Raw genomic sequence first — 26,022 nt, forward strand, 5'->3', positions numbered from 1 at the left:
CTTGATTCAGTGGGTGTCCAAACGCCCACTGAATCAAGATAAAAGCCCCGGCGGATGTTGCTGACGCTGCGCTTTCGCACAGAAAAACCATGTGTCATGGATTTGGAAGAGGAGCTTTTTCGAGTGAACTCGAAAAAAATCCAGACGCAATTACGCTGGGGCGTAATTGATAATGAAAGCTATGCGTCAAGCAGCACGCATTGTTTAAAAAAATTATTTGAAATGAGGTTGCCAACATGAAAAATAAAGATGTTTCTTTCTGGCTATTCCTTGCTCCAGTTTTGTTTGCCTTAAGTGCAGTGGTTTTAATTCCTCTTCTATTCGGCGTTTATTATTCCTTCACAAACTGGAATGGAATCAGTTATACAGAGTTTCTTGGGCTAGATAACTATGTGAATGTTTTGAAAAACGAGGCATTCCGCAATGCGCTATGGTTCACTGTGAAATTTTGCGTAGCATCCGTTATTGTCATTAACATCATGGGCTTAGGCTTAGCGATGTTGGTAACAACTAAAATCAAATCTCGTAATATTTTGAGAACAGTATTCTTTATGCCAAACTTAATTGGCGGGTTAATCCTTGGGTTTATCTGGCAATTTGTATTTGTAAATGTTTTTAGTGCAATTGGCAAGGCGACAGGTATCGGCTGGTTACAGGGCTGGTTGTCTGATTCCACAACAGGTTTTTGGGGAATGGTCATTTTAATGAGCTGGCAAATGGCTGGTTATATTATGATTATCTACATTGCTTACCTTGAAAATGTACCAGGTGAATTATTAGAAGCAGCAGATATTGATGGGGCAAACCATTGGCAAAAATTCCGTAATATTACGTTCCCACTGATTATGCCTGCCTTTACGGTGAGTATGTTCTTAACATTATCGAATGCTTTTAAAATTTACGACCAAAACTTATCTTTAACAAATGGTGGACCTTACGATTCGACAACAATGGTGGCGATGGACATCGTTAATACAGCGTTTAAGTTCAATATGATGGCAACTGCTCAAGCAAAGGCAATTATCTTCTTTATCATTGTAGCCATTATTTCCTTGACACAAGTGTACATTAATAAGAAACGGGAGGTTGAGATGTAATGGAGAAAAAGAAATCGAAGCAGCGTCTTTTACTTGAATTATGCGGCATTCTACTTGGTCTTCTATGGCTATCACCGTTTTATTTAATGGTTGTCAATGCGTTCAAAACGAAATTGGAAATATTTACAAATACAACAAAATTACCAGCAACATGGACATTTGATAACTTTACACAAGCATTTAAAGAGCTAGCCTTTTTGAAAACGTTTATGAACTCGCTTATTTTATCTGTGGTGAGTATTGCGATTATTCTTTTCTTCTCTGCAATGGCAGCCTATGCTTTATCACGCAATAAAAGCAAGCTATCGGGTGTAATCTTCTTCCTATTTGTAGCGGCGATGCTGATTCCGTTCCAATCGGTCATGATTCCACTAGTATCGCTTTTTGGAAAAATGAATGCCTTAAACTTTTATGGTTTAATGTTTATGTATTTAGGCTTTGGCTGTAGTTTATCAATTTTCTTATACTACGGAGCATTAAAAGGTATTCCAAAATCACTTGACGAGGCAGCAACAATTGATGGATGTAATAAATTCCAAGTATTTTGGTATATTATTCTACCAATGCTGAAACCAATTTCAGTGACAGTAGCTATTTTAAATATCATTTGGATTTGGAATGATTATCTATTGCCATCTCTTGTGATTAGTGGTGCGGGCACAGACACAATTCCATTGAAATTATTCTTATTCTTCGGTCAATATACAAAGCAGTGGCATTTAGCACTTGCGGGGTTAACGATTTCAATTATTCCAGTTATTGTGTTCTACTTACTGGCACAAAAACAAATTATTAAAGGTGTATCTGAAGGGGCAGTTAAATAAATATATTTTATAGTACAAAAAATGGTATGATAGATGCGATTTATGAGGGGGTATAAAGTATGACTGTAACAATAAAAGATGTCGCGAAAAAGGCAAAAGTTGCACCATCAACAGTCTCTCGTGTAATTGCAGATCATCCTAAAATTACGCAGGAAACAAAGGAAAAAGTGAGAAAAGTCATGCAGGAGCTTGGCTATCATCCTAATTTACTAGCTAGAAAGCTTGTGACACAATCATCCCAAACGATTGGTGTGATTCGTAAAATGTCATCGAAGTATTTGCTGTCTGATCCATTTTTTCCTGAAGCACTGCAAGGTATTAATGATTTATTACGCGCAAAAAAATATAGTATTTTAACTGTTAACGGCGAAGCGGAGGATGAAATTTATCAAGAAGTGGTGAATATGGTACAGGGCAAAAGTGTAGATGGCATGATTTTACTCTATTCTCAATATCAAGACCCTGTATTTGACTTTTTAGTAGAGCAAGATTTCCCTTTTACGATGCTAGGTAAACCGACTGAACATAGCAATAAAGTGATGTATGTTGATAATGATAATGTCAAAGCAGCCTGTGATATGACGGAATATTTAATTCAACTTGGTCATACACGTATTGCCTATATCGGTGGTGATCCGAAATTTGAAGTACATAAAGATCGTGAACAAGGCTATCGACAGGCATTAATACAGGCGAATATTCAAACAGAGCATATATTCAGACAGGAAGTATCGAAGGAAAATGCTCGAAACGTTGTTCAACAAATCATGGCTCAACAACCACGACCAACAGCCATTGTGACAACAGATGAGCTGAGGGCTATGAGCATTTTATCAGCACTGTATGAGCAAAAGCTGCGTGTGCCAGATGATATAGCTGTCACAGCGTTTACGAATTCGATGCTGTCAGAGCTATCTAGTCCACCTTTAACAACAATGGATATTCATCCATTCCAGCTTGGCTATGAAACAGCGAAATCACTTGTCGATTTATTAGAAAATCCAAAGATGATGAAACGCAATATTTTAGTGCCAGCCACGATTGTAACAAGAGAATCATGTAAAAAAATGTGAAAAAAGAGGCGACAATAAATGAACATTACAGTATGGAATGAATTCCGCCATGAGCAGCGCAATGACAAAGTAAAAGCAATCTATCCACAAGGTATCCATGCCGTACTAGCAAGCTTTTTACAAGAAGAAAATCATCACGTTACAACTGCTACATTAGATGAAGCACAACATGGATTAACAGATGAAGTATTAAATAAGACAGATGTGTTACTTTGGTGGGGACATATTGCACATGATGAAGTCGATGATGCGATTGTTCAAAAAGTACAGCAGCGTGTATTAGATGGCATGGGCTTAATTGTCTTGCATTCAGGCCACTTCTCGAAAATTTTCAAAACATTAATGGGCACTTCCTGTGATTTGAAATGGCGTGAAGCAACAGATAAAGAGCGCCTTTGGGTAGTTGATCCATCTCATCCAATTGCAGCGGGCATTGGTGAGTATGTGGAATTGGAAAATGAAGAAATGTATGGCGAGCATTTTGATATCCCTGCACCAGATGAATTGATTTTTGTGAGCTGGTTTACGGGTGGCGAGGTATTCCGTAGTGGCGTAACCTATAAACGTGGCAACGGCAAAATCTTTTATTTCCGCCCAGGACATGAAACTTATCCAACGTATCATAATGAACAAATTCAAACGATACTTAAAAATGCTGTACAATGGGCTGCACCTGTGAAACGCGAGCGCCCTGTATATGGCAATGCACAACCACTTGAAACATTAAAAGGAGAATGAGAGCCATGACAAAATTAAAAGTAGCAGTAATCGGATGCGGAAGTATTGCGAAGCACCGTCATATTCCAGAATATGCAGCACAGGACAATGTAGAGCTTGTTGCCTTTTGCGACATTGTTGCAGAGCGTGCGCAGAGCTTTGCCAATCAATACGGTGCAAAGGCTTACACAAGCTATGAGCAATTATTACAAGAAGCGGATATAGATGCAGTTAGCGTATGTACACCAAATGCACTACATGCACCAATTTCGATTGCAGCACTTGAGGCAGGTAAGCATGTGCTATGCGAAAAACCAATGGCTACATCAAGTGAAGAAGCAGATGCAATGATTGCGGCTGTTGAAAAAAGCGGGAAAAAGCTGATGATTGCGCATAATCAACGCTTTGTGGCTTCCCATGTAAAAGCACGTCAAATCATTGCAAGTGGCGAGCTTGGTCGTATTTATAGCTTCCGTTCTGCTTTTGGACACGGTGGACCTGAGGGCTGGAGTGCAGATGGGGCGAATAGCTGGTTCTTTAAAAAAGAATTAGCCTTTATCGGTGCAATGGGTGATTTAGGTGTGCATAAAACGGATTTACTACGCTATTTATTAGGCGAGGAATTTGTAGAGGTAGCGGCATTTGTTGAGCAGGCTGCGAAAGAAAATTCTACGGTAGATGATAGTGCGGTCTGTATCTTAAAATCAGCAAGCGGCATTATTGGCACATTAGCAGCAAGCTGGGCATACAACGGTAGTGAAGATAATTCAACGGTATTTTATGCAGAAAAAGGTATTTTACGCTTAGAGGATGATCCTGACTATTCATTAATTATTGATTATAAAAACGGCAATAGTGAGCGTCATAGCTTAGGTGCTATTCAATCCAATGAAGAGGGAAAACAAACGACTTCCCATGTGATTGAGCAGTTTATTGGCAGCATTGTAGAGGATACAACACCACCTATATGTGGACAAGAAGGGAAAAAATCATTACAAGTGATTTTAGCCGCATTGGCATCCCACGATACAAAGCAAATTGTTCGTGTGTAATTTGAAGAGGTGAACAACATGACAAAACTACGAATCGGCGTCATTGGTGTAGGCGGTATTGCAACAGGGCGTCATATTCCCGCCTTTTTGCAACTTCCTACAGTAGAACTAGTGGCTGTTAGCGATATGAACAAGGCACAGGCACAGAAGGTTGCGAAAGACTTCGATATTCCGTATGTTTGTGAGCAATTAGAGGACATGCTAGATAAAATAGATGCTTTGGTAATTTGTACGCCAAATAAATTCCATGCACCTATCGCTATTCAGGCTTTGAATGCAGGTGTACACGTATTATGTGAAAAACCAATGGCACTGAATACGCAGGAATGTGAAGCGATGACAGCAGCGGCTGAAAAATCAGGAAAAGTATTGTTAATTGCTTATCATTGGCGCTTTATGAAGGAGTCACGTGCAGCGAAGCAATTGATTGAGCTTGGTGAAATTGGTGAGCCACTTGTGATTCGCATTCAATCCATGCGTCGTCGAAAAGTGCCAGGTTGGGGCGTATTTACGAACCGTGATTTACAGGGCGGTGGTGCATTGATTGATTACGGCTGTCATTTATTGGATTTGGCTTTGTGGTTAGTTGGTAATCCAAAACCAGCTGAAGTGAGTGGTGCAACCTTTAATGCATTAAGTCGTCAACAAGGACTTGTCAATGAATGGGGTACAATTGATGCGGAGACCTTTGAGGTAGAAGATCATGCGACAGCCTTTATCCGTCTTGAAAATGGTGCAGTCATCTTACTCGAAACCTCTTGGGCAGCGAATATTTTAGCGGACGAGGAAAGTCTTAGTATTTCAGGTACAAAGGGTGGGATTGATGTTTTCCCACTGCGTATCAATAAAGCAGCAAATGGTATGCTGATGACAAATACGGTCGATTTTATACCTGAAGAAAAATCATATGATTTGTTACAGGCAGAGCATTTTGTGGCTTGCTGTCTTGGAGAAAGCACTGCCATTGCAAGCCCACAAGAATCAATGCATGTATCCAGTGTGATTGAAGCTATTTATGAGAGTTCTACCAAAGGGGCTAGTGTAACAATCAATTCAAACTAATTGTGGTGAAAAAGGAGCGGTTACAGTGAAATTAGGTGTGTTTACAGTATTATTTGCAGGTAAATCATTTGAAGATATGCTTGACCATGTGAAAGCGGCAGGCCTTGATGCAGTCGAAATCGGTACAGGCGGTTACCCTGGGAATGCCCATTGTCCATTAGATGAACTATTAGCGGACGAGGCAAAGCGAACAGCGTATTTAGAGGCAGTGACATCACGTGGTCTAACAATTAGTGCGTTTAGCTGTCATGGCAATCCCATTTCACCAGATAAGGCTTTTGCAGAAGAATCAGATGTGACATTGCGTAAAACAATTGAGCTTGCTTCATTATTAAATGTACCTGTTGTCAACTGTTTTTCAGGCACAGCGGGTGATTCTGAGGACGCCAAACAACCAAACTGGCCAGTTGTACCATGGCCACTGGAATATGCAGATGTGTTAACATGGCAATGGGAACATAAATTAATTCCATATTGGAAAGAAATTGGTCAATTAGCAGAAAACCATAATGTGAAAATCGGTATCGAATTACATGGTGGTTTCCTTGTACACACACCGTACACTTTATTGAAGCTACGAGAAGCAACAAGCGAGGCAATTGGTGCGAACTTTGATCCAAGTCATATGTGGTGGCAAGGTATTGATCCAGTAGCAGCGATTAAAATTCTTGGTAAAGCAGGCGCAATTCATCACTTCCATGCGAAAGACACATATATCGACCAAGACAATGTCAATATGTATGGCCTGACAGATATGCAGCCCTATGGCAATGTGCAAACACGTGCATGGACATTCCGTAGTGTGGGCTGCGGTCATAGCTTGAAAGAATGGTCTGATATGATGAGTGCCTTACGCATATACAATTATGATCATGTTGTGAGCATTGAACATGAGGACCCAATTATGTCTATTGAGGAAGGGTTCAATCGTGCAGTGAAGAACTTAAATGATGTGCTAATTCGTGACTCATCGGGCGAGATGTGGTGGGCATAAAGCATAGAGAGGCTGTAGGGAGATTTATTTCTTCCTACAGTCTTTTGCTGTTGCTAGGCATTTATGATATAGTCGCTATACGAAAAGGAGGCTTGCATAATGAATCAAATTGAAGCGATTTATCCAAAAGCAATCATGACAGAGCAGCCACTGTCAGATGATACAAAGCTACACTATTATGATAAAAGCCATAATCGCTATATTGCGATTCCTAAAGAGGATATTACAGAGAAGGAGGCCCAGTTACTTGCTCATTTTTATGTATTGATGGAGCAGGAAAAACAGACAAATCAATATGCACCACTTGCACAGGCATGGTGGGATTTTCTGTTTGGCGAGGGGGAATGCCCAGAGGCGAAGACGGAGAGGGTACGTTTTTTGTATGTTCAGCTGTCTGCCAATGATCAGAGCGGCTTTTTGGAGGCAGTGGACACTTTTTTCGATTATAAGCTATTGGTTGTTTGGATAGGGGAAAAGGAATGCCTTTTAATAGAAGAAGAATCCGATTATCCTGTGCAAGAAGAGGATGTTCGTATTTTTTTAGATGTGCTAGCTGGTGATTTTTACATAACAGGACGTTTATTTTTAGGGCGCTTTTCAACTGTTCAGCTATCATTGAAAGCGATGTATCACAATGAATTAGAGGCGGCACGTAAAGCAGTTTTGTTTATGCCTGAGCAACGTGTCATGAGAATTGAAATGCTTATACCACAGTTATTAGTCGTACAAAGCGGTGGTGAGCTATCTCGATTATTTGCCAATGAGCTAGCTTTGTTTCAAGAGGATTACGATTTACGCAATATGCTACAATTGTTGATTCAGAATCACTTAAATGTGAGCCAAACAGCGAAGCAATTGCATTTACATCGCAATAGTTTACAATATCGCCTCGATAAATTCATCCATCGGACAGGTATCGATATACGTTCTTATGAAGGGGCGTTTGTTGTGTATATGCTTTGCCTGTTAAGTGGCAAGCGGTAAAGTGAGCTGGAGCTATAAATATGGGCAATGTGTACAAATTGTATGAGCAATCTTTGTGCATCTTGTCCATTTTTATTTTGTTTGTAAGCGTATACAATAGAAACAAGAAAAGATTGTAGGAGGAATTGACATGGCAGAGCTTCAATTAAATCATATTTATAAAGTTTATGACGGTAACGTAACAGCAGTAGAGGATTTCAATTTACATATTAAAGATAAAGAGTTTATTGTTTTTGTTGGACCATCAGGTTGTGGTAAATCAACAACACTTCGTATGATTGCAGGGCTTGAGGAAATTTCAAAAGGCGATTTCTTTATCGATGAGCGCCGTGTGAATGATGTAGCACCGAAAGACCGTGATATTGCAATGGTATTCCAAAACTATGCGTTATACCCACATATGTCCGTTTTCGACAATATGGCATTCGGTTTAAAGCTTCGTAAAGTGCCAAAAGCTGAAATTAAGCAACGTGTGGAAGAGGCGGCACAAATTTTAGGTTTGACAGAATATTTGAAACGTAAGCCAAAAGCATTATCTGGTGGTCAGCGTCAACGTGTAGCACTTGGGCGTGCAATTGTCCGTGACGCAAAAGTATTCTTAATGGATGAGCCACTATCCAACCTAGATGCTAAACTTCGTGTCCAAATGCGTGCTGAAATCATTAAGCTTCACCAACGCTTACAAACAACGACTATTTATGTAACGCATGACCAAACAGAAGCATTGACAATGGCGACACGTATTGTCGTGATGAAGGCTGGGAAAATCATGCAAATTGGTACACCAAAAGAAGTATATGAAAATCCAGAGAATGCCTTTGTTGCAGGCTTTATCGGTTCACCACCAATGAACTTCTTTAAAGCACAATTGAGTGAGGGCTTTGTAAAAGTTGGTGATCAAACATTAAATGTACCTGAAGGAAAAATGAATTATTTACGTGAACAAGGCTATGTTGGAAAAGAGATTACACTTGGTATCCGTCCAGAAGATATTCGTGATGAGCTTGTGTTCCTTGAGACATTCGAAAATTCTGCATTCAATGCAACTGTCTCTGTTTCTGAACTACTTGGTGCGGAAATTATGGTATATTCTGAGCTTGCTGGTCAAAGTTTCGTTGCACGCTTAGATTCACGTCTTGATATTGTGGCAGGGGAGCAAATTCAACTAGCATTTGATATGAATAAGGCACATTTCTTTGATGTAACAACGGAAGTGCGTATTCGTCCATAAGCATCCAGAGCAACTGCACTTTGAATGATGATATTTCATCATTTAAAGTGCAGTTTTATTGTACATGGTTGACGATGTTTATTATAGCGATTCAGTAACACATCTAATTGTTGGCTGTATTGAACAACGGCAGGATGTGTAAAGCCTAAATGTTCCGCTTTTTTATACATGATCTTCCGTTTCATTTCAATCATTATTTTTAAGGCTAGTTTATATAATAGATGTAACAATATAGGTTCCTCCTACTATTTGTAGTTCGTTAAAATGGGATATGGGATTTTACACAACTTTTATAGTGTATAATAGTGTATTTGAAAAATTTGTCGTATTGTGTAAAGAAATCAAAGGTTCACAAATTTGTCATAACTGAATATGGATTCGTTCAATCAATCAATCAATCAATCAATCAAAACAAGCACACAGCGACGAAACTGTGTGCTTGTATGGCTAGCATTTATATTTTTAGTATGATGTAGATAGAGTTATGTTTAAAAATGAAGAAGTATAGAAAAACGCTTGGAGCGAAAATCCAAGCGTTTTTTTATGTTATTTATTGGAAATTCCTGATTGTCTGTCATAATTTCTTACACACATACCATTTGTCTTCATCATGCCAAATTTCTCATAATAAGGCACCAATTCATCATCACAGCACAAATCAATCATATAAATAGCATCTAGCTCTTGTAAAATTCTTGTCACTAATTCCTGACCAATGCCTTTATTTTGATAGGCTGGTAAAACTTCAAGCATTGGAATATAAGCAGATAGAACACCGTCGCTAATCGCTGTGATAAAGCCAACGACCTGTTTACTCGTGTCGTCTATCGCAATAACAACTTTATGGCTATTTTGTAATAGCTTTAAATGGGTTTGTGGGCTTGGTGGATTAGGCCAGCCATCAAAAAAGCCTTGTAACATATTAGCTGAAATTTCTGTAAGACTATTTGTGTAAAGCATTCGTTACCAACTCCCGTAGTGTTTTTCATGATAGGGTAGTTCGTAACAATCAATAGTGTAATAACAAAATCATGCCTCCTAGCTATTAATGAATCCATTCCTTTGCTTTTGCTACAATGACTGCCTCTGCACGTGATTCGACATTGAGCTTGACGAATAGCTTGGATAAATAATTTTCAATGGTGCGCTGTGTGACACCGAGTGTTGAAGCAATCGCTTTGTTCGTAGCGCCTTGTGCTACAAGGTTTAAAATTTCTTGTTCTTTATCGCTTAACAATACGTCGTGCTCCGTAGTCGGTACATTCGTCCGTTGTTGTACAAAATCTAAAAAATCGGCAGCTAATAAAATTTCTCCACGCAAAGTCGCTTGAATTGTTTGAATAACTTGCTCTTTTGTTGCAAGTTTCGACAATAAGCCATCCACCTTTTTTTCAATTAATAATTCATAATAATCGGAGAGCTCGTAGCCTGTATAAAGGACAATGAACGCATCAGGCTGTTTTTTCTTAATCAAGTCCGCAAGCTGGATACCGTTAATGACCTTCATATTAATATCAATTAAAAATAGATGAAAGGTTTGTATGTCCATTCTAGATAAGACAGCCGTACTATTGCGCTCAGTATGAATAGAGACATTGGCTAAATCTTGCAATAATGTTTTCGTACCGTCTAGTACAACGGGATGGTCATCAACAATAAGTAGATTAATCATGAAAATCTCCATTCTCTTGTATTTGAATAATAATATGCATACCTTCGTTTGGCTGAGAGGTAATCGAAATCGAACCATTAAAGGCACGAACACGCTCTCGAATGCCATTGATGCCCATTGAAGCAGAAGATGGCATTAAATCCTCTACATCACAGCCAATGCCATTATCATCATATTGCAGGATGAACCCGTTAGCTGTTGCTTGCAGTTGGAGGGAAACCTCTGTTGCTTCTGCATGTTTAATCGCATTATTTAAGAGTTCTTGTACAAGTCGATAAACAACTAAATGCAAGGCAGCATCATGAAAATGTACTGGCTCAATTTGTGCATGTACTAAAAAATCAGCACGTATTTTTGTTTTTTGAATCAATTTTTTCAAAGCAATTTGTAAGCCAAATGTATCCAGTAGTGGTGGGCTTAAATTTTCGCAGTATTCTCGTAAATCATGTGTGGCATCTAAGAGTTGCTCTCGAATACGAAGTACTTTATCTTTTTGAATAGTTGGCGCATCTGTTAGTAAATCAAGCTCACGTGCTAAATGGAGTTGCTCTTGTAAAATCGTATCATGTAGTTCCTGTGCCAAAATACTTTTTTCTTTCTCAATCATGTTCCATAATAATGTATCTAGCCATGGTAGCTGTGCATTATTTGTTGTGCGTATATGTTGTATTTCTCGTATTAAATCTTCCATTTGTTTCAAATTATCAATAAACATTGACACGTACAGCGCCAGAAGCTCCAACCATAATAATTCCTCTTTTTGCAGTACATGATGAATAGACAAAATGATTTTTTCTTCACCTGTATCATAAAGTAATAGATGCGTAACACCAAACGTCGTATGAATTTCACCTGCATGAAAGGACATATCCTCCGTTGTCCGCTCGATAGAAAAAGCGGTGGTGCGTAGTTTTTCGGCTAACTCGCTTCGAAATCGCTCTAAAAGCTCCTCTAAATTTTTCGCTTTCCCCATATGATGGACCGCAGCATATAAATTATGTACATAATTCCCTGTAGAGGAAAAGATCACTTTCCGATATTTGAAATCGAGTTGCTCTTTTAAATAAAAACTAGCAACTAGCAGTAAAAATGTAAAAATAAATAGGCTAATTACCTTCACAGTAGGCAGCTCTTTGATGAAAAATAGCATCGTGCCCCCTATGAACAAAAGCGCAATCCAAAAAGCTAAAGATGAGTAATAGCGTAAGCGAGAGAGCTGATATTCCAAATCAAATAAGCGTTCATTGACTTGAATGAAAATAAAGGAAAAGGGAATCATTAGTAAAAATAAAGCCGCAAACTCTGCGCGCAGAAACGGCGGGTAATTTAAAATTTCTGGTATGACAAATAACAATAAAAAAGGCAAAAATGGCGTAATCAATGCGACAGCAATAAAGCGAATTTTTGCCGATTTGGTCTGCAAATAACTGCGCAATAAAATATAAATAATGTACAGTAGTAAAAAGGCAAATATCGTTAAGTTCATTACAGAAATGGTTTCCCGTATATGCGGTACATATAAAATAAATACATCCCCGATTCCTAATAATATGGGCAGTATATAGAGCCATTTTGCTTGTATATGTGGCCATGCGATGTGTAAGTACTCACAATACCTTTGCAAAAAATGAATTAGCAGTACTAAGCATAATAAAATACCAATGCCAACAACGAACATACCGACTATATTTCCACGACCAGATGCACCTGTGCTCGTATACGCCAGTGAGCATGTTAATAAAAAGTAAATCAATAAATTTGTTAAGGCGTGATGCATTGTTTTCCGCCATAAATAGCAAGCAACACCAAAGGAAAAAATAAAATAAACAATTGGAAAAACAACGTGCAAATAAAACTCAATTGGAATATCTTGATGTTTCACGGAAATCGTTTTTATAGTGCCATCGGGTTTTTCGATTGTTAAAGAGGATGCTCCACGCACAACGGAATAGCGCTGAACCGAGCGATTATCTTGTATAGGTTGTCCATCAACCGCTAGTAAAAAATCCCCTTTTTCTATATGCTGTGCATGTGCCCACTTTGGATAATAAAAGGAGGTGATAACTGCCTGCTCATTTGTTGTATCCACTGCAATACTGACAAAGGGTACACGTATGGCAACAATCAGTAAATAGACACTTAGCAATACATAGATTGTCAGTATACTGTAACGCCATTTATTCATAAATCAACCTCATTGCTATCATCAAAATGCCCCGTTTCACTTTTACTTTATCATTCTACCATATATTATCCATAAAAATGAGTGATTAGGGAATACCGAAATCGATTCTTTCGGAAAACCACCACCATGTTTTCGGAATCACGAAATCGTATTTTCGGTAGTAGGTATGGTAGCCTAAAATTAATATAGATAATGAAAGGAGGCGTGTTGTTTATGAAAAAGGGCTGGAAGGTTTTCATCCTTTTCCTGCTCATTACCATTAGCGTAGGGTCAATGACGATTTCTGCACAAGAGGTGACAAAGGAAGCCGTAGAAGTGGATATTTGTATTATTGGTGGTGATAATCATTTCGTCTATAAAGTTCCTAAAACATTACATGAGGGTATGTCCCATGCAGATATGCAGAAAGATATTGAATCTTCACTAGCAAGTCATTGGAAAATTAAAGATGTTCATTATGAAAATCATCGATCAGATGTATCATACACTTTCTTCGTGCAAGATTTATTTCAACAAAAGCAGAATGGACAAATGAAAATCGCTATTCCCTATCAAGTGTTAGTAGGCATGTTTGGTAAAGATGAAGTCATCCAATTGCGTGTTTTAGCTAGCAAATTGAGCAATTGGACAATCAACACGAAAGATTGGGCTTCACTTGGCTTTGCTGAGCCATTGGCATTTTTAAGTGACAGACAATATATTTACGAGGGGGCAGTCAATGAACTATTACAGCAACGTGTTGGTCATTTTGATGGCTCCATCTCTAAAAAACAACTAATTGGCTATAGTGGTCTTTATGGTAGCTTTATTGTGCTCCAAATTATTGCCTGTGTCTTGTTATCAAAGCGCTTTAAAAACCACATTCTTGAAAATGCAGAAAGTATCCATCATTTTCGTAAACTGAAATACACGTATCAAAGCATTCCTTTTTTCATTATGCTGTTACAAATCGTGTTTTTAGTGGTATCTGGCTTATTAACAGCGTTTAGTCTCTATTTTAGTCCTGGCATTGATTTACTATTTATCATTGTACCAATACTAATTAATATTATTTTACTACCAACCTTTTTTTCCGTCACAGAGCAGGAATTAGTACATGGACCACAGGAGGATTTCTTCTGATATATGTAAATGGTATAATGAATGGCAGTACAAATGAAGGAGCTGCTAGACAATATGACACATCCAGAAATAGCCTATTTAAATTTACTGCAACATATAGTTGATAATGGCATTAAAAAAGAAGATCGTACAGGGACAGGTACATATAGCATATTTGGCTATCAAATGCGCTTTGATTTAACGAAAGGCTTCCCGCTGTTAACAACAAAGCGTGTACCATTCAAACTAGTAGCGAGTGAATTATTATGGTTTATAAAAGGGGATACGAATATTCGCTATTTATTACAACATAATAATCATATTTGGGACGAATGGGCTTTTAAAAGATGGGTGGAATCAGCCGATTATCATGGGCCTGATATGACCGATTTTGGGCGTCGTTGTTTAGTAGATGAAGCATTTAACCGTCAATATCAAGAACAATTGGCTTTCTTTTGCGAACAAATACGAACTGATGATGTGTTTGCCAGACAGTATGGGGAACTTGGGAATGTGTATGGCAAACAGTGGCGTAATTGGACGACAAGCACAGGGGATACGATTGACCAATTACAAGATGTTATCGAGCAAATTAAGCATAATCCTGATTCAAGACGTATCATTGTGAATGCTTGGAATCCTGAAGATGTCATCCATGCAGGGGCAAAAGGAAGTAAAGCTGTATTACCGCCATGTCATGTCATGTTCCAGTTTTATGTGGCAGATGGTCGTTTAAGCTGTCAATTAATGCAGCGTAGCTTGGATGCTTTCTTGGGCTGTCCGTTTAATATTGCTTCCTACGCATTATTAACGTATTTAATCGCACATGAATGTGGATTAGAAGTGGGCGAATTTATTCATAGCATTGGGGATGCACATATATATAGCAACCATGTGGAGCAAGTGCAACAACAGCTTTCACGTCAACCAAAGGAACTACCAACCTTGAAAATCAATCCGAATAAAACGTCCATTTTTGATATAGAGCTAGAAGATCTTACGATTGAAGGCTATGATCCACATCCAACGATTAAAGCACCGATTGCTGTATAGCAGATGGGGGGAGCAGCTTTTGGAAGTTGCTCCTAAAATAGGCTATAGGACGTATGGCATTCCACTTGAATTTGGTGTATTTTGTATATAGTGTGTATTGATGTAAGTCAAATGATGAGGTAGAGGTGAAAAGGATGGAGACAGTTATGTTGCAAGTAGTAGAAAGGGAAGTAAAAAAACCGATGGACACTACTATGCGTGATAGTACCACCTATCCTTCTAAAGCGTTAACAAATGAGCAATTACGTCAGTTAATGCAAGTTGTGGATGCCATTCGTCTAAATGGTTATAAAGAAAGACTATAAATGAAAGCGCCTTCTCATGTATACTAACGAGGGAGGTGCTTTTTAATATGTATATTATTTTTGTGGATTCTGTTTCAGGAACCGAGTTATTACAACTCGTGTCGCAGGATGTAGCAGGTGTATTAGTGGCAGCCCAAGGAGAAAGTATTACATTTCCAATGGGCCACTTTAAATATGATTTTCATAACCTTGATTTTTATGAAGAAAATGGAGAAATCAAACAAGAGCTTGTCATTTATGTGAAGCAAATATAGAAAAGAACTATGCTCAAATTTCTTGCTTTTTCATTGAGATGTAACTATAATAGTTACAACAGGTGGTGATAGAGATGGTGAACAGTCGATTATCGGTAGCGATCCATGTACTTTCGCTAATTGCCATAACGTCTGATAAAAGTCAGCTAACCTCTGACTTTATCGCAGGTAGTGTGAATACCAATCCTGTGGTCATACGTCGCATGATTGGTATGTTGAAAAAAGCAGATTTGCTCACTTCACAGCCAGGTATAGCAGGATATGAATTACTAAAGGAGCCGAAAGACATCACACTTTTCATGATTTATGAAGCCATTGATGGACCCAAGCAACTTTTTACAATTCATGAAGAGCCTAACCCAGCATGTCATGTTGGACAAAAAATCCAACAATCGCTAGAAGCAAGCTATACATCGGTTTGGCGAGCAATGAAAGAACAACTACAAGCACAGACTTTGCAAGATGTGCTCGATCAACTTCGTTAAATGCAACGAGGTTGATTTTTCGCACAACCTGTAACTGATTAAGTTACAACGAAAAGAGAGGAATGAAGAAGATGAAAATAGGTATTATTGGTGCAACAGGAAAAGCAGGTCAAAAAGTGATGGAGGAAGCTTTACAGCGTGGGCATGATGTAACGGCTCTTGTACGCTCTGCTTCTAAGGTAGCGAATGATGTGAAAATTGTAGAAAAAGATGTGTTCGCTTTGACACAAGCAGATGTTGAACAATTTGATGTGGTGGTTAATGCCTTTGGTGCACCACTTGGACAGGAAGACTTACATGTGAAAGTAGGGCGTCATTTAATTCCTCTTTTCAATGGCATCGCAACGAAATTAGTTGTTGTCGGAGGAGCGGGAAGTTTATTTGTGGACGCTGACAAAACAATCCGTGTGATGGATACACCAGATTTTCCAGAGATGTTCTATGCAACAGCGAAAAATCAAGGTGAAAACTTAAAGGATTTACAGCAATCCTCCATCCATTGGACATTTTTCAGCCCAGCTGCTTTCTTTGATGCGGAAGGCCCACGTACAGGAAACTTTATAACGGGTGTAGATCATTTATTAGTCAATGCTGCTGGTGAAAGCTATATTAGTTATGCGGATTATGCAATAGCATTAATGGATGAAATTGAAAATCCTCAACATGAAAATAGCCGATTTACAGTAGTGGCACAATAAAGTGAACCTTCAATCGGGTTCTTACAGCCTGTTAATACGGGATAAATGAAGGATAAACGAACGTGTAGCATAACGTTCGTTTTTTCTTTGTGTAGCTATTATTATTCTGGGGATATCATTTTTCTGAAAAATGACTGTTTACAATTCGGTTGGAATTAGCTACTATCAAGAAGGTAACATACCATACATAAAGCGAATAATGAAAGCGCTTCAATAGATGGGGAATAAAGGAGACGACAATGATGTCTACACAACGTATTGAAAAAGATTTTTTAGGGGAGCGTGTACTACCAGCGCATGTGTATTACGGTATCCAAACACTAAGAGCGACAGAAAACTTCCCAATTACAGGTTATACAATTCATACAGCATTAATTCAAGCAATGGGGATTGTTAAAAAAGCAGCTGCATTAGGGAATATGGATGTTCATTTATTACCTAAAGATATTGGAGAAGCGATTGTAGCCGCTGCACAGGAAGTCATTGATGGTCAATGGGATGCTGAATTTATTGTAGACCCAATTCAAGGTGGGGCAGGTACATCGATTAATATGAATGCCAATGAAGTCATCGCAAACCGTGCGTTAGAACTACTAGGAAAAGAAAAAGGCGATTATCATACAATTAGTCCGAATAGCCATGTGAATATGTCGCAGTCAACAAATGATGCATTCCCAACTGCGATTCATATAGCCGTATTAAATTTATTAGATGAGTTACTAGTAACGATGGATACAATGCAGGCTGTGTTCCATCAAAAGGCAGAGCAATTTGCTCATGTTATTAAAATGGGACGTACACATTTACAAGATGCCGTGCCAATTCGTCTTGGTCAAGAATTTGAAGCGTATTGTCGTGTGATCAATAGAGATATTGTGCGCATTCGCCAAACACGTCCTAACTTATATGATGTGAATATGGGGGCTACAGCGGTTGGTACAGGTTTAAATGCTTTTCCAGACTATATTCAATCAGTGGATAAGCATTTAGCAGAAATTTCAGGCTTACCATTAAAAGGAGCCACACATTTAGTAGATGCCACACAAAATACGGATGCTTATACAGAGGTATCTGGTGCATTGAAAATTTGTATGATTAATATGTCGAAAATTTCCAATGATTTACGTTTAATGGCTTCAGGTCCACGTGCAGGTTTAGGCGAAATTGTTTTACCAGCACGTCAACCAGGTTCTTCGATTATGCCTGGGAAAGTCAATCCTGTAATGCCAGAAGTATTGAATCAAGTAGCATTCCAAGTGATTGGCAATGACCATACGATTTCATTGGCATCGGAAGCTGGGCAACTGGAACTGAACGTGATGGAGCCAGTGCTTGTCTTTAATTTAATTCAATCCATTAGCATTATGAATAATGTATTCCATGCCTTTACGGACAATTGCTTAAAGGATATTGAAGCAAATGAAGATCGTATGAAGGAATATGTAGAGAAAAGTGTTGGCGTACTGACAGCTGTCAATCCGCATATTGGGTATGAAGTAGCGGCACGCCTTGCACGTGAGGCCATTTTAACAGGCCGTTCCATTCGTGAGCTATGTCTTGAATCAGGCGTTTTAACAACCGAGCAATTGGATTTGATTTTAGACCCATACGAAATGACACATCCTGGTATTGCAGGAGCAAGTATGATGACATTGAAATAAAGAGGTAAAACAAAGCACTTTGACCGTATTTTGTGGTCAAAGTGCTTTTTAGACGGATAGAACAGTCAAATAGACGGATAGAATCGCGAAAGTGACGGATAGCGGAGCCACCCCATCGACTGATTTATTTTAAGCAGTGCATGGCTGCCTGTGCTTCTTGCCATGGGACGGCATAGCCTTTGCCTTTCGCACAAAAAATACTAGTAGAGGTATAGTCAGGGTCGGCGTCTTTATTATAGCCAATTTGTGCTACGACCTCCTCTGTATTATGACAATCATCATAGCCATCAAATTGCAAGGAAATCATTCCTTTGCCATTGGTATATGTTGCAAATGTCGTGCTATAGTTCATAAAAGTAGCTACAGGTACTCGTCCTGTTAACATGGCATCTTGTTCTGTGACAATAGGTGCTTCAAACGTACCTGCTGCTTGTTGAATATCGGTCATCATACGACCAATTAATTCACTGGGTGCTTTTAGTTTAAAGCGGTAATAAGGCTCTAGTAGCTGTATTTCTGCCTGTTCTAAGCCTTGTCGCAATGCACGGAAAGCAGCCTCACGGAAATCACCACCATCCGTATGTTGGACATGGGCTCGTCCTGTTAGTAAAGTAAAATGAATATCAGTAATAGGGTAGCCCGTTAATAAGCCATGATGGTCACGCTCAAAAAGATGCTGCTCAATTAAACGCTGATGTCCAACTGATAAATGGTCGGCATGACAGGCATTCGTGAACGTAAGACCAATCCCACGCTTGTTTGGCTTCATTAATAAATGCACCTCTGCATAATGCTTTAATGGCTCAAAATGTCCATAGCCTGTTACCGTTGTGGTGATCGTTTCCATATATAAAATATGGGGCTCGCCGAATGTCATCATGAGTGAGAAGCGATTGGACAAAATATCGGTTAATACTTCAAGCTGAATGACCCCCATAATATGGACATGAATCTCTTGGAATTTCTCCTGCCAAACGACACGTAAGGATGGTTCCTCAGCCTCTAGTAAACGGAATACCTTTAAAACATCCTTAATATGCTGTTCCCCCTCATATTGCACCTTTGCTTGTAGGGGTGGTACTAATTCATAAGGTTTTACGAGTGTATCGCTACCGATGATGGTCCCAATAGGCGCTTGACTCAAGCCTTTCACAGCACAAATATCACCTGCCCTCACTTCTTGTACGACTTCAAAGCGATGGCCATTATACAAGCGAATTTCTGTCACTTTTTCTGTCGTATCGCCAAAGGCAAAATCATCTCGTACGCGCAGTGTGCCTTGCAATACTTTCAAAAAAGTGAGGCGTTGATGGCCGTCGTGACGTATTTTAAACACTTCACCAAGGAAAGCAGCATCATTTGTATAGTCGGTAGCTGTCATAAAAGGAAGCTGTGTTAGAAATTCCTGTATCCCGATATCCTTTAATGCAGCACCTGTAAAACAAGGAAAGGCTTGTTCAGTTTGTATCATTTTTTGTAGGGCTGCCAAACAAGCTGGTGCATCTAATGTATCTTGAAGAAAGGCTTCGAGCAATTGTTCATCTCGCTCAGCTAGCCATTCTTTAATTGCTGGTGATACATAGTCCGCTTGTAATGGCTCATCAATCAATAGGACATGCTCTGTACAATCTTTTTGCAGCTGTGTGAGCACACGATTTACTTGTGCACCTTCACGGTCGATTTTATTAATAAAAAAGAAAGTAGGGATATGGTATTGTCGCAGTAACTGCCAAACCGTTTCCGTATGTCCTTGTACACCCTCTACAGCGCTAAGAATCACAATGGCATAGTCCATCACCCGAATAGCACGTTCCATCTCTGGTGAAAAATCAATATGTCCAGGTGTGTCAATTAATGTATAGACATCTTCACCGATTTGCATGCGACCTTGTTCAGCGAAGATGGTAATGCCACGTTGACGCTCTAATGCATGATTATCTAAAAACGCATCCTGATGGTCCACACGACCACGCTGTCCGATGCTGTTTGTATGGTAAAGTAATTGCTCTGAAAAAGTTGTTTTGCCTGCATCTACATGGGCAAGAACACCGAGTGTTTTAAACATAAAAAATCCTCCATTCCCAACCATTATAGCAGACCGTGTATAATAGAGGAGTAGGGAAGGGAGGATATAAATGCGGATTTTAACAATGGAGGGTGTGCCCTATGAATGGTTGCAACCGCTGCAAGCACTACATGCCCATGTTTTTGATGGTGCTGATTTACCAGCTACTAAGCTAGAAAGCAAGGAAGACCTACTTTGTCTACTAGCTGAAGAGGAAGAACAATTAGTAGGCTTTAAGCTCGGTTATTGTCATCCAGATGGCGTTTTTTATAGCTGGCTTGGCGGTGTCCGTGAAGAAATGCGAGGACGTGGTATTGCTAGTCAATTAATGGTACAGCAACATCGTTTTTTACAGGAAAAGGGCTATAAGCGTGTGCGTACATATGGAAGAAATGCCTATAAAGCCATGTTAATCACTAATTTGAAACATGGCTTTGATATTGTCTCCACTTTTGTAGATGATAAAGGGCGACATAAGATTGTATTTGAAAAAACATTGGAGGAATGACAATGAAGGCTTATTTAGCAAATGGTTTATTTTCGTTAGGGGACCGTATTGTCAATGAACAGCTTGCAGCGGCAATACGAGCAGCTATTCCACATATCGATTTATATGTGCCACAGGAAAATGATGCAATTAATGATAAAAGCGCCTATGCAGACAGCTTAGCGATTGCCGAGGCAGATTTGGCAAAACTACAGCAAAGTGATGTGTTAATAGCGGTGTTGGATGGTGTGGAAATTGATTCGGGGGTAGCCGCAGAAATCGGTGCGTTTGCGATGTTAGGTCGTCCGATTGTAGGCGTATTAACAGATGTGCGCCAGCAAGGTCGAGACAATCAAGCAAAGATTGAGGCATTAATACAGGACGGCTTGGAAAATCAATTTGTTTACCGTAATTTATTTGTAGTTGGTTTGATTAAGCGTAATGGTATCATTACTTCATCAATTGAGGAAGCAGTAACAGCTATCCAGCAATATCGGCTATAAAACAAATGGCGTATCAGAAATTCGTTTTCTTGTGCGCCATTTTATCTTCTTTGATGAAACCTTTTTGTTTAATAAACCGTATAGATAGCAATGTTAAATTTAGGAGGGTTATGGATGAATAAGAAAAATTTACTGATTGGCTTGTTGACAATTGCTGTAGAAAGCGCTATTAGTTATGCGGTTGCATCTTATTTTAATGTGCGTTTTATTGAGGTCATGTTCTTTATCGGTTTTGCATGTGCATGTATTATTTTTTATTTTTCAAGTGGCGGTGGATGGACATCACGCTATAGTTCCGTGCAAGCGAGTGCGCAAACGGGTATTATGCAAAAAAGAGAATCCTTTACATATCGAGTGGGACCTGTATTTTTAGCTTCTGCTTTATTTAGTGCGATAGGGCTTGTTTTCTTTTTATTACTTATCACAGAGGTCATTCCACCAAGAATATAAAAATTTATCGAGAATATTCAGAGTTTTCGCTATAATAAAGGGATAACTTTAACAAAAGGATGAATGTATAATGGTGGAAAAAGAATTATATTACCCTGATGGCAAGCTGATGTATCGGGGGGGCATGAAGAAAAACGATTTTGGTCATGACATATATGATGGCAAAGGGATGCTATTTGACCAAGAGGGTGAACTATTGTTTGAGGGCGAGTTTGCCAACCATGTCAAACAAGGCAATGGCATCATGTATTTAAAGGGCAAAAAGGTATATCAAGGCGAATTTATTCAAAATAAAAAGCAAGGGAGTGGTATTTTATATAAAGACGGCAATCTTTACTATGAAGGACAATTTCGCAATGATTTAATGGAAGGCTATGGCATTTTATATTATGAAGAAGAAGTCATTGCTCCTTATCAAGCACTACGCAGCCAGTATCCCCATTTGAATCGCCCTTATTATGAAGGCGAGTTTGCGCATGGTATTAAAAAAGGTAAAGGGAAACAATATTATCCGAACGGCTTATTGCAATATGAGGGTGATTTTATTTGGAATCATATGCAAGGGGCAGGGACGCTTTATTATGCAACAGAAGAGCCAACGATGGAGGAAATCACAAATGGCGTGACATCTGTTCAATATAAAGGCTATTTTTTCGAGGATACACGTCATGGCAAAGGTAAGGTCTATTCACGTCAAGGTCTTTTAGAGGCAGAGGGGCAGTTTAAAGAGGATGCGCTAACAGGGAAAGGGACATTGTATTATGCGAATGGGCAAGCACGTTATATAGGGGAGCTTGTTAATGGGCAAATGCATGGTCGTGGCGATTATTTTAATGAGGATGGCAAACCGATTTATAGTGGTGAATTTACCAACGGGAAACGCCTGCGCATCACACCTGAAATTGAGCGAGAGATAGCGAAACTACAAGCACAATTAGATGAACTTGTAGGGCTGCCGAATGCGAAGAAAGAATTACATAATTTAATTAATTTTATTAAAATTCAAAGCTTGCGTGTTGATCACGGCTTAACAAGCTTCCCGATTACCTATCATTTAGTGTTTTCTGGCAACCCTGGTACAGGTAAAACAACGGTAGCACGTATTATTGGACAAATTTATAAGCATCTTGGTGTCTTGTCTAGTGGGCATTTTGTGGAAACAGACCGTGCAGGCTTAGTAGCAGGCTATGTGGGGCAAACGGCTTTAAAAGTACAGGAAGTTGTGGATAAGGCAAAGGGTGGTGTGCTCTTTATTGATGAAGCCTATTCATTAGTGCATGATAAGCAGGATGCCTTTGGAAGAGAGGCTATTGATAGCTTACTGAAGGCAATGGAGGATTTACGCGATGATTTAGTCATCATTGTAGCGGGCTATACAGAATTAATGGAGGAGTTTTTATTAGCGAATCCAGGCTTTAAATCACGCTTCAATCATTTTGTGCAATTTGATAATTTCAGCACAGAGGAATTGTATGAGATTTTTGCGATGCTTTGCCGACAAAATGACTACCAGTATGGAGAGGCTTTTGCTGGGCATATACGTGAACAGCTTCATCAAATGCCTGTGGAAACAATACCGAATTTCTCTAATGGGCGCTATATTCGCAATCTCTTTGAAAAATTGGTGACATTGCAGTCAAACCGTCTCATTCAGCAGTCGTCCATTAGCAAAGAAGATTTAATGACCTTTACAGAGGAAGACATTGTGCAAGGAATGGCAGAGCAACTCTTTGCGAATACATTTTAAGTACATAAAAATAACAAAGGTAAGAGACTGGATGGATCGTTGATTAGGAATAGTGGCGATTAGTATACTTTGGCTAATTGGCTGTCTGCATATTTATTGGGCTTTTGGAGGGCGCAAGCGTTGTGATACCTACGCAAGAAGGTACACAACAAGCTATCTTTACGCCACAGGGATGGTAACAGGTATTGTTGGCTGTCTCCTTTGGTTAGCAGGGCTCTTATTGCTAATACAAGGTGGTTATTTGTATTCATTTCCAGCTAATAAACTATCTAAAATAGGCAGTATTGTTTGTGGTATTGTGATTGGTTTACGTGCGATTCGTGATTTTCATTATGTCGGATTTTTTAAACGAATATGTCATTCAACATTTGCAAGCTATGATACATGGCTGTACAGTCCACTCTGCTTATTTTTGAGCATTGTATATCTTTTCATGAGTTAAAAAGATTCGTTTCTCGAAATAAATCGCTTTTCCGTATATAATAGAATTATCTAAGTGAAAGGAGGCAGATGATATGCATTTACAAAGTACAAAAACGTTAGCAAATGGTGTGGATATGCCTGTGTTTGGCTTAGGCGTTTATAAAATGACAGAGCGTGATGTGACGATTGAAGCCATTTTGAAGGCCCTACAGCTTGGCTATCGTGCGATTGACACGGCAGCCCTTTATTATAATGAAGAAGAAGTGGGTGAGGCCATTCGCCATTCAGGCATACCACGTGAAGACATCTTTGTAACAACAAAAGTGTGGAATAGCGATCAGGGCTATGATAATACATTACGTGCCTTTGAAACATCATTGAAAAAGCTAGATATGGCGTATATCGATTTGTATTTAACGCATTGGCCTGTTGCGGATAAATTTGCTGATACATATCGTGCGATTGAACGTTTATATGACGAAAAGTTAATCCGTGTACCTGGCGTGTCCAATCATCATCAGCATCATTTAGAGCAGCTATTAGCAACAGCGAATACAGCACCTGCTGTCAATCAAATTGAAATGCATCCATATTTAACCCAAGAAAGCTTACGTGCATTTTGTGCAGCACAAAATGTAGCCATTACAGCCTGGTCACCACTTGGTCGTGGTAGTGTACTAGCAGATGCTACACTGCAAGCAATTGGTCAACGACGTGGCAAATCAGCAGCACAAGTCGTACTGCGCTGGCATTTACAGCATGGCAATATCGTTATACCAAAATCAGTGACACCTGCTCGTATTGAGGAAAACGCGCAAATTTTTGATTTTGTGTTAACAGAGGCAGACATGCAAGCCATTGATGCGCTACATCAAGATAAGCGCTTTGGGCAAAACCCAGACAATTTCCACTTTGACTTTTAATTATAGGAGGATTCAATGATGACAATTTCAACAACAATTACATTAGCGAATGGTGTAGAAATGCCACGTATCGGCTATGGTGTATTTCGTATGAAGGAGCATGAAGTCGCATTTAACGGTGTGACAGAAGCATTAAAAGCAGGCTACCGTGCGATTGATACAGCAGCCATTTATGACAATGAAGAAGCGGTAGGCGATGCGATTAAAGCATCAGGAATCGACCGTTCTGAACTATTTATTACAACAAAAGTATGGAATTCAGACCAAGGCTTTGATAATACATTGCGTGCGTTTGAAACATCGTTAAAAAAGTTACAATTAGACTATATCGATTTATATTTAACACATTGGCCAAAACCAACGTTGGCTGACACATATAAGGCCATTGAGCGCTTATATGAGGAAAAGCTCATTCGTGTACCAGGGGTATCCAACCACCATCAGCACCACTTAGAGGAAGTTTTTGCTGTAGCGAATGTTAAGCCAATGGTTAATCAAATCGAATGTCATCCATCCTTATCACAAGATGCATTACGTGCTTTTTGTCATGAGCATCAAATTGCCGTGACAGCTTGGGCACCACTTGGAACAGGTATTGTCTTTACACACCCTGTTATTCGCAATTTAGCAGAGAAATATAGCAAAACACCCGCACAAATCGTATTGCGCTGGCATTTAGAAATCGGCAATATTGCGATTCCAAAATCTGTTACACCAGCACGTATTGCTGAAAATTTACATGTGTATGATTTTGCGTTAGCAGCGGATGAAGTAGCTGCTATTTCTGCATTAAATACATTCCATCGTACAAGTGCAGACCCTGATAATTTTGATTTTTAATATGAATAAGCAACCACCTTTACCGATGTAAGGGTGGTTTTATCTTGGTTCAGGTTAGATTAATAAAGGAAACATGGGATATAACACAGAATTATACAATCATATACTTGTTTACATAGATAGGGGAGAGGTAATA

General features: G+C 39.1%; 28 protein-coding genes. 23 read left to right on the plus strand and 5 right to left on the minus strand.

Annotated elements, in window-relative coordinates; all coding sequences use genetic code 11:
• Window positions 1-236 precede the first annotated feature (236 nt).
• The 9 genes from OPF91_RS10445 to msmX all read left to right on the plus strand — a co-directional run bounded on the left by OPF91_RS10445 (window position 237) and on the right by msmX (window position 9,034).
• Entirely contained in the window at window positions 237-1,097 is an 861-nt protein-coding gene (locus OPF91_RS10445; protein WP_264988692.1) for a carbohydrate ABC transporter permease, read from the plus strand.
• Window positions 1,097-1,921: a carbohydrate ABC transporter permease gene (locus tag OPF91_RS10450; RefSeq protein WP_264988693.1), complete on the plus strand. Its 825-nt coding sequence runs from the start codon at window positions 1,097-1,099 to the stop codon at window positions 1,919-1,921. Before OPF91_RS10445 ends, OPF91_RS10450 begins: the two co-directional genes overlap by 1 nt.
• 59 nt (window positions 1,922-1,980) lie before the next feature.
• Window positions 1,981-2,994, plus strand: a complete 1,014-nt coding sequence (locus OPF91_RS10455) for a LacI family DNA-binding transcriptional regulator (RefSeq protein ID WP_264988694.1) — start codon at window positions 1,981-1,983, stop codon at window positions 2,992-2,994.
• Between the two features lie 18 nt (window positions 2,995-3,012).
• Window positions 3,013-3,732, plus strand: coding sequence for a ThuA domain-containing protein (locus OPF91_RS10460; RefSeq protein ID WP_264988695.1), 720 nt, complete (start codon window positions 3,013-3,015; stop codon window positions 3,730-3,732).
• A gap of 5 nt (window positions 3,733-3,737) precedes the next feature.
• Window positions 3,738-4,763 (plus strand): Gfo/Idh/MocA family protein, encoded by a 1,026-nt coding sequence (locus OPF91_RS10465; protein ID WP_264988696.1) that lies wholly within the window; start codon window positions 3,738-3,740, stop codon window positions 4,761-4,763.
• An 18-nt stretch (window positions 4,764-4,781) separates the two neighbouring features.
• Window positions 4,782-5,825 carry a Gfo/Idh/MocA family protein gene (locus OPF91_RS10470; RefSeq protein ID WP_264988697.1) on the plus strand — a complete coding sequence of 348 codons (1,044 nt, stop codon included), beginning with the start codon at window positions 4,782-4,784 and terminating at the stop codon, window positions 5,823-5,825.
• Window positions 5,826-5,850: 25 nt separating this feature from the next.
• Window positions 5,851-6,819 (plus strand): sugar phosphate isomerase/epimerase family protein, encoded by a 969-nt coding sequence (locus tag OPF91_RS10475; protein WP_264988698.1) that lies wholly within the window; start codon window positions 5,851-5,853, stop codon window positions 6,817-6,819.
• A gap of 99 nt (window positions 6,820-6,918) precedes the next feature.
• Window positions 6,919-7,803, plus strand: a complete 885-nt coding sequence (locus OPF91_RS10480) for a PucR family transcriptional regulator (RefSeq protein ID WP_264988699.1) — start codon at window positions 6,919-6,921, stop codon at window positions 7,801-7,803.
• Window positions 7,804-7,933: 130 nt separating this feature from the next.
• Complete coding sequence (gene msmX, locus OPF91_RS10485) at window positions 7,934-9,034, plus strand: ABC transporter ATP-binding protein (protein WP_264988700.1); 1,101 nt, start codon at window positions 7,934-7,936, stop codon at window positions 9,032-9,034.
• A gap of 38 nt (window positions 9,035-9,072) precedes the next feature.
• Here the strand turns inward: msmX and OPF91_RS10490 are convergent, their stop codons facing one another.
• The 4 genes from OPF91_RS10490 to OPF91_RS10505 form a co-directional block, all read right to left on the minus strand.
• Window positions 9,073-9,264 (minus strand): aspartyl-phosphate phosphatase Spo0E family protein, encoded by a 192-nt coding sequence (locus tag OPF91_RS10490; protein ID WP_264988701.1) that lies wholly within the window; start codon window positions 9,262-9,264, stop codon window positions 9,073-9,075.
• 316 nt (window positions 9,265-9,580) lie between these two features.
• Window positions 9,581-9,994 (minus strand): GNAT family N-acetyltransferase, encoded by a 414-nt coding sequence (locus OPF91_RS10495; protein ID WP_264988702.1) that lies wholly within the window; start codon window positions 9,992-9,994, stop codon window positions 9,581-9,583.
• Between the two features lie 85 nt (window positions 9,995-10,079).
• The gene (locus OPF91_RS10500; RefSeq protein ID WP_264988703.1) at window positions 10,080-10,706 is read right to left on the minus strand and encodes a response regulator transcription factor; all 627 of its coding nucleotides are present in this window, start codon (window positions 10,704-10,706) and stop codon (window positions 10,080-10,082) included.
• A complete protein-coding gene (locus OPF91_RS10505) occupies window positions 10,699-12,891 on the minus strand; it encodes an ATP-binding protein (RefSeq protein ID WP_264988704.1) in 2,193 nt (730 codons plus the stop codon). Before OPF91_RS10505 ends, OPF91_RS10500 begins: the two co-directional genes overlap by 8 nt.
• Window positions 12,892-13,104: 213 nt before the next feature.
• Here OPF91_RS10505 and OPF91_RS10510 point away from each other — a divergent pair, with 213 nt between their 5' ends.
• From OPF91_RS10510 to aspA, 7 genes are all read left to right on the plus strand, one after another.
• Window positions 13,105-14,013 carry a hypothetical protein gene (locus tag OPF91_RS10510; RefSeq protein ID WP_264988705.1) on the plus strand — a complete coding sequence of 303 codons (909 nt, stop codon included), beginning with the start codon at window positions 13,105-13,107 and terminating at the stop codon, window positions 14,011-14,013.
• Window positions 14,014-14,067: 54 nt separating this feature from the next.
• Window positions 14,068-15,045, plus strand: coding sequence for a thymidylate synthase (locus tag OPF91_RS10515; RefSeq protein ID WP_264989142.1), 978 nt, complete (start codon window positions 14,068-14,070; stop codon window positions 15,043-15,045).
• A 134-nt stretch (window positions 15,046-15,179) separates the two neighbouring features.
• The gene (locus OPF91_RS10520) at window positions 15,180-15,350 is read left to right on the plus strand and encodes a hypothetical protein (protein WP_264988706.1); all 171 of its coding nucleotides are present in this window, start codon (window positions 15,180-15,182) and stop codon (window positions 15,348-15,350) included.
• 47 nt (window positions 15,351-15,397) lie between these two features.
• Entirely contained in the window at window positions 15,398-15,604 is a 207-nt protein-coding gene (locus OPF91_RS10525; protein WP_264988707.1) for a thymidylate synthase, read from the plus strand.
• A 74-nt stretch (window positions 15,605-15,678) separates the two neighbouring features.
• Window positions 15,679-16,089 carry an Rrf2 family transcriptional regulator gene (locus tag OPF91_RS10530; protein WP_264988708.1) on the plus strand — a complete coding sequence of 137 codons (411 nt, stop codon included), beginning with the start codon at window positions 15,679-15,681 and terminating at the stop codon, window positions 16,087-16,089.
• A gap of 71 nt (window positions 16,090-16,160) precedes the next feature.
• Entirely contained in the window at window positions 16,161-16,787 is a 627-nt protein-coding gene (locus tag OPF91_RS10535) for an NAD(P)-dependent oxidoreductase (RefSeq protein WP_264988709.1), read from the plus strand.
• A gap of 242 nt (window positions 16,788-17,029) precedes the next feature.
• Window positions 17,030-18,448 carry an aspartate ammonia-lyase gene (aspA, locus tag OPF91_RS10540; RefSeq protein WP_264988710.1) on the plus strand — a complete coding sequence of 473 codons (1,419 nt, stop codon included), beginning with the start codon at window positions 17,030-17,032 and terminating at the stop codon, window positions 18,446-18,448.
• Window positions 18,449-18,572: 124 nt separating this feature from the next.
• Here aspA and OPF91_RS10545 read toward each other — a convergent pair whose 3' ends face one another.
• A complete protein-coding gene (locus OPF91_RS10545) occupies window positions 18,573-20,513 on the minus strand; it encodes an elongation factor G (protein WP_264988711.1) in 1,941 nt (646 codons plus the stop codon).
• Between the two features lie 70 nt (window positions 20,514-20,583).
• Here OPF91_RS10545 and OPF91_RS10550 point away from each other — a divergent pair, with 70 nt between their 5' ends.
• The 7 genes from OPF91_RS10550 (at window position 20,584) to OPF91_RS10580 (ending at window position 25,886) form a co-directional block, all read left to right on the plus strand.
• Window positions 20,584-21,021, plus strand: a complete 438-nt coding sequence (locus OPF91_RS10550; protein ID WP_264988712.1) for a GNAT family N-acetyltransferase — start codon at window positions 20,584-20,586, stop codon at window positions 21,019-21,021.
• A gap of 2 nt (window positions 21,022-21,023) precedes the next feature.
• Window positions 21,024-21,503, plus strand: coding sequence for a nucleoside 2-deoxyribosyltransferase (locus OPF91_RS10555; RefSeq protein WP_264988713.1), 480 nt, complete (start codon window positions 21,024-21,026; stop codon window positions 21,501-21,503).
• A 114-nt stretch (window positions 21,504-21,617) separates the two neighbouring features.
• Window positions 21,618-21,953, plus strand: a complete 336-nt coding sequence (locus OPF91_RS10560; RefSeq protein ID WP_264988714.1) for a hypothetical protein — start codon at window positions 21,618-21,620, stop codon at window positions 21,951-21,953.
• Window positions 21,954-22,023: 70 nt separating this feature from the next.
• A complete protein-coding gene (locus tag OPF91_RS10565) occupies window positions 22,024-23,700 on the plus strand; it encodes an AAA family ATPase (RefSeq protein WP_264988715.1) in 1,677 nt (558 codons plus the stop codon).
• A gap of 52 nt (window positions 23,701-23,752) precedes the next feature.
• On the plus strand, window positions 23,753-24,142 hold the full coding sequence (locus OPF91_RS10570; protein WP_264988716.1) for a DUF3995 domain-containing protein: 390 nt from the start codon (window positions 23,753-23,755) through the stop codon (window positions 24,140-24,142).
• 73 nt (window positions 24,143-24,215) lie between these two features.
• Window positions 24,216-25,046 (plus strand): aldo/keto reductase, encoded by an 831-nt coding sequence (locus OPF91_RS10575; protein WP_264988717.1) that lies wholly within the window; start codon window positions 24,216-24,218, stop codon window positions 25,044-25,046.
• Between the two features lie 18 nt (window positions 25,047-25,064).
• A complete protein-coding gene (locus OPF91_RS10580; RefSeq protein WP_264988718.1) occupies window positions 25,065-25,886 on the plus strand; it encodes an aldo/keto reductase in 822 nt (273 codons plus the stop codon).
• Window positions 25,887-26,022 lie beyond the last annotated feature (136 nt).

Source organism: Lysinibacillus piscis, assembly GCF_026012395.1.
Classification (GTDB): domain Bacteria; phylum Bacillota; class Bacilli; order Bacillales_A; family Planococcaceae; genus Lysinibacillus; species Lysinibacillus piscis.

Coding starts and splice junctions, on each gene's coding strand:
- OPF91_RS10520 (WP_264988706.1), top strand. CDS start 15,180: ATGGAGACAGTTATGTTGCAAGTAGTAGAAAGGGAAGTAAAAAAACCG.
- OPF91_RS10460 (WP_264988695.1), top strand. CDS start 3,013: ATGAACATTACAGTATGGAATGAATTCCGCCATGAGCAGCGCAATGAC.
- OPF91_RS10525 (WP_264988707.1), top strand. CDS start 15,398: ATGTATATTATTTTTGTGGATTCTGTTTCAGGAACCGAGTTATTACAA.
- OPF91_RS10560 (WP_264988714.1), top strand. CDS start 21,618: ATGAATAAGAAAAATTTACTGATTGGCTTGTTGACAATTGCTGTAGAA.
- OPF91_RS10555 (WP_264988713.1), top strand. CDS start 21,024: ATGAAGGCTTATTTAGCAAATGGTTTATTTTCGTTAGGGGACCGTATT.
- OPF91_RS10505 (WP_264988704.1), bottom strand. CDS start 12,891: ATGAATAAATGGCGTTACAGTATACTGACAATCTATGTATTGCTAAGT.
- OPF91_RS10575 (WP_264988717.1), top strand. CDS start 24,216: ATGCATTTACAAAGTACAAAAACGTTAGCAAATGGTGTGGATATGCCT.
- OPF91_RS10510 (WP_264988705.1), top strand. CDS start 13,105: ATGAAAAAGGGCTGGAAGGTTTTCATCCTTTTCCTGCTCATTACCATT.
- aspA (WP_264988710.1), top strand. CDS start 17,030: ATGTCTACACAACGTATTGAAAAAGATTTTTTAGGGGAGCGTGTACTA.
- OPF91_RS10450 (WP_264988693.1), top strand. CDS start 1,097: ATGGAGAAAAAGAAATCGAAGCAGCGTCTTTTACTTGAATTATGCGGC.
- OPF91_RS10515 (WP_264989142.1), top strand. CDS start 14,068: ATGACACATCCAGAAATAGCCTATTTAAATTTACTGCAACATATAGTT.
- OPF91_RS10455 (WP_264988694.1), top strand. CDS start 1,981: ATGACTGTAACAATAAAAGATGTCGCGAAAAAGGCAAAAGTTGCACCA.
- OPF91_RS10535 (WP_264988709.1), top strand. CDS start 16,161: ATGAAAATAGGTATTATTGGTGCAACAGGAAAAGCAGGTCAAAAAGTG.
- OPF91_RS10500 (WP_264988703.1), bottom strand. CDS start 10,706: ATGATTAATCTACTTATTGTTGATGACCATCCCGTTGTACTAGACGGT.
- OPF91_RS10550 (WP_264988712.1), top strand. CDS start 20,584: ATGCGGATTTTAACAATGGAGGGTGTGCCCTATGAATGGTTGCAACCG.
- OPF91_RS10545 (WP_264988711.1), bottom strand. CDS start 20,513: ATGTTTAAAACACTCGGTGTTCTTGCCCATGTAGATGCAGGCAAAACA.
- OPF91_RS10480 (WP_264988699.1), top strand. CDS start 6,919: ATGAATCAAATTGAAGCGATTTATCCAAAAGCAATCATGACAGAGCAG.
- OPF91_RS10445 (WP_264988692.1), top strand. CDS start 237: ATGAAAAATAAAGATGTTTCTTTCTGGCTATTCCTTGCTCCAGTTTTG.
- OPF91_RS10465 (WP_264988696.1), top strand. CDS start 3,738: ATGACAAAATTAAAAGTAGCAGTAATCGGATGCGGAAGTATTGCGAAG.
- OPF91_RS10580 (WP_264988718.1), top strand. CDS start 25,065: ATGACAATTTCAACAACAATTACATTAGCGAATGGTGTAGAAATGCCA.
- OPF91_RS10495 (WP_264988702.1), bottom strand. CDS start 9,994: ATGCTTTACACAAATAGTCTTACAGAAATTTCAGCTAATATGTTACAA.
- OPF91_RS10530 (WP_264988708.1), top strand. CDS start 15,679: ATGGTGAACAGTCGATTATCGGTAGCGATCCATGTACTTTCGCTAATT.
- OPF91_RS10565 (WP_264988715.1), top strand. CDS start 22,024: ATGGTGGAAAAAGAATTATATTACCCTGATGGCAAGCTGATGTATCGG.
- OPF91_RS10470 (WP_264988697.1), top strand. CDS start 4,782: ATGACAAAACTACGAATCGGCGTCATTGGTGTAGGCGGTATTGCAACA.
- msmX (WP_264988700.1), top strand. CDS start 7,934: ATGGCAGAGCTTCAATTAAATCATATTTATAAAGTTTATGACGGTAAC.